3 protein-coding genes are annotated in these 3,143 nt (G+C 70.8%); all 3 read left to right on the top strand.

From position 1 onward, the window contains the following. Window positions 1–313 precede the first annotated feature (313 nt). Entirely contained in the window at window positions 314–1,618 is a 1,305-nt protein-coding gene (locus AB0G02_RS32915; RefSeq protein ID WP_360802057.1) for a tachylectin-related carbohydrate-binding protein, read from the top strand. Window positions 1,619–1,788: 170 nt separating this feature from the next. Beyond that, window positions 1,789–2,760: a magnesium transporter CorA family protein gene (locus AB0G02_RS32910; protein WP_360802054.1), complete on the top strand. Its 972-nt coding sequence runs from the start codon at window positions 1,789–1,791 to the stop codon at window positions 2,758–2,760. 41 nt (window positions 2,761–2,801) lie between these two features. Next, window positions 2,802–3,143: DUF4342 domain-containing protein (locus AB0G02_RS32905; RefSeq protein ID WP_360802051.1), on the top strand; the 342-nt coding region annotated here is incomplete at its 3' end.

Raw genomic sequence — 3,143 nt, 5'->3', positions numbered from 1 at the left:
GCCTCCGCCTCGCGGTCCGCCGCCGATCCGGCCGGGACCGTCTCCGTCAGGTAGCGCCGCTTCCCGGACACCGGGTCGACGCCCGCGTACACCCGCACCCGCAACGACCCGCTCGGCAGCCGTTCGACCTCGCCACGCGCGCGCCGCCGCGCCCCGGTAGTTCCCATGGAGCCACGGTACCGAAAAGCTAGCTCCACAACGACCGATTAATAGCTCCACAGACAAGCGGTCGGCCCACGCCGGCTTAGCGACTTGTTAGAGCGCCCTGTGACGCTCCGGTTCTCGGAACACCCATGCGAGAGGACCGGCCACCATGTCCACCCCGATCACCAGAGCGGTGACCTCCGCGTTGGTCGCGTTGGTCGCCGCCGCGACGGTCACCGTCACGGCCGCGCAGGCCGACACGATGACCACCGCCTCGACGATCGGCGGTCAGATCACCAGGACGGAAGTGCTCGCGAGAGCCACCGACTGGTACAACCGCCGCCACGACTCGGACCTGACCTACGACCAGGGCGCGAAGGCGTGGGACGTCGGCCGCACCCGCCAGTACCGCCGCGACTGCTCCGGCTACGTCGGCATGGCCTGGCACCTGGGCTACGACCCGAACACCGACGGCCTGGACGAGTCGACCCTCACCGTGCCGATCGCCCGCACCGACCTGCGCCCCGGCGACCTGCTCAACGACCGGGTGAACGACGACGGCGGGCGCTACCCCTACCACGCGATCCTGTTCGGCGGCTGGGAGAACGCGGCCAAGACGACGTTCTGGTACTACAGCTTCGGCTCGACGCCGCTGGCCAAGGTCACCGGCGCGTCGTTCGGCCAGTCCACCCTGTCGGGCCACCCGACGTCGCACTACAAGGCGTTGCGCTACCGCAAGATCGTGGACGACGCCGTCTCCGGCACCGCGTCCGTCTACGGCGTCCTGTCCGACGGACGCCTGACCTACACCGCCGTCGACGCCGTCTCCGGCACCCGCACGCACGGCGCGGTGACGTCCGGCGCGACGCTGGGCTTCGTGCCGAAGGCCATGGCGACGCTGAACTTCAACACCGTCCTGGTCACCTCGCCCGGTGGTCAGCTGTACCGGGTGGACGTGATCACGAACGACGCGTCGCTGTCGTTCAACGCGCCGGTGCCGTTGGGCGGCGGGTGGACGCACGACCTGCTGGCCTACGACGGCCGGGGCAGCCTGTACGGCATCGCGGGCGGCGACCTGCGGCGCTACACGGTCTCCGCCACCAAGCCCGCCGCGGGCGACATCACCAGCGACGGCCTCATCGACAGCGGGTTCACGCTCAAGACGTTGACCGCCACCGGCGAGGACTGGCTGCTCGGCACGACCAGCGGCGGCGAGCTGCTGTCGTACCGCATCCGCGGTGCGGGGGACTGGACGCGGTACGAGCTGAAGTCCTCGACGTGGCAGGTCTTCACCGACCTCGTCTCGCCCGGCGGCGGCGTCTACTTCGGGCACAACGCCGAGGGCGGCCTCTACCACTACATCGACGACAACCCCTACGACGGCAGCGGCGCGGACCTGCGCGGACTCGACGCCGTGGACACCCAGGGCTGGTCACAGGTGCTGCTGTCGGCGCAACCGGCGACCGTCTCCTGACCTGCCGCCGTCGTCGGGCCGGCAGCCCTGGTCCCCTCGACGGGATCCACATCGGACACGACGCCGGGAGCGGGGTTTGCCCCGCCGCGCCCACGTCGGCCCGGTTGATCGCGCTCCCCGGTCGCGGGCCCGCCCCGCGGCCGGGGACGTCCGTCGCTACTGTTGGTCGCGTGCCACGAAACCGCCTGTACCGCGACGGCACGCTCGCGGACGAGGACTTCCCGGTCACCGAGGTGTCCCGGCTGCTCAAGGACGAGGGTGCCGTCGTCTGGCTGGACCTGTGCGGCCCGTCGGAGTCGGACATGGCGGCTATAGCGGACGAACTCGGGCTGCACGCGACCTCCGTCGAGGACGCGCTGGAGAGCCACGAGCGGCCGAAGCTGCACCAGTACGACACGCACCTCCTCGTGAACGCGTACGCCGTGTGCCTGGACGAGTCGTCGGGCCGGTTGACGACGGCGGAGGTGTCGGCGTTCGTGACGCCGCGGGCGCTGGTCACGGTCCGCAACGACGACCGGTTCGACATGGACGCGGTGGTCGCGCGGTGGGACGACTCGTCGAGCCTGGCCGGCAGCGGCGTCGGGTTCCTGCTGCACGGGTTGCTGGACTTCGTGGTGGACAGCCACTTCGACGCCGTGCAGGCCATGGACGACCACATCGAGTCGCTGGAGGACCTGGTGTTCGCCCAGCGCCCGAACACGGTCGACATGCAGCGGCGGGCGTTGGCGATGCGCAAGTCCCTGGTGACGCTGCGCCGGGTGGTGCTGCCGATGCGCGAGGTGCTCAACAGCCTGATGCGGCGCGACCACAGCGTCGTCGACAGCCGGATGGTGCCGTACTACCAGGACGTCTACGACCACGTGCTGCGCGCCTCGGAGTGGACGGAGTCGTTGCGCGACATGGTCGCCACCATCCGTGACACCCAGCTCAACCTCCAGGGCAACCGGCTCAACCTGATCATGAAGAAGGTGACGGGCTGGGCCGCGGTCATCGCCGTGCCGACGGCCGTGACCGGCTTCTACGGCCAGAACGTCCCCTACCCGGGCTTCGGCACGACGTCGGGCTTCTGGACGTCCACCGTCGTGGTCCTCGTGCTGTCGGTCGGCCTGTACGGCCTGTTCAAGCGGCGCGACTGGCTCTGAACGCCCGGCCCGCGGGAGGATGGCCGGTGAAGGGGGTCGACATGACGGAGCAGGAACGTTCCCAACTGCCCGGTATCGAGGCGCTGACGGACCGGATCAGGCAGTTCGTGCACGAGGGGAACTCGCGCCGGGTGGTCGTGCGCAACGGCAAGGGCGAGCCGGTGGTGGACATCCCGGTGACGGCGGGCGTGGTCGCCGCCGTGGCCGCTCCGGTGGTGACGGCGGTGGCGGCGCTGGCCGCGCTCGCGGGGCCGTGGTCGGTGGACGTGGAGGGCCCGACCGACACACCACCGGCGGACACCGCGTCGGCCGACGAGGCACCGGACGACAACGCTCCGGCGGGCACCACATCGGCCGACGACGCTGCGGCGGACGCCGCGCCA

The sequence above is a fragment of the Actinosynnema sp. NPDC023658 genome (assembly GCF_040639995.1).
GTDB lineage: Bacteria > Actinomycetota > Actinomycetes > Mycobacteriales > Pseudonocardiaceae > Actinosynnema.
Note: the sequence above shows the minus strand (reverse complement) of the source record. Positions and strands in the feature narration are given on the sequence as shown.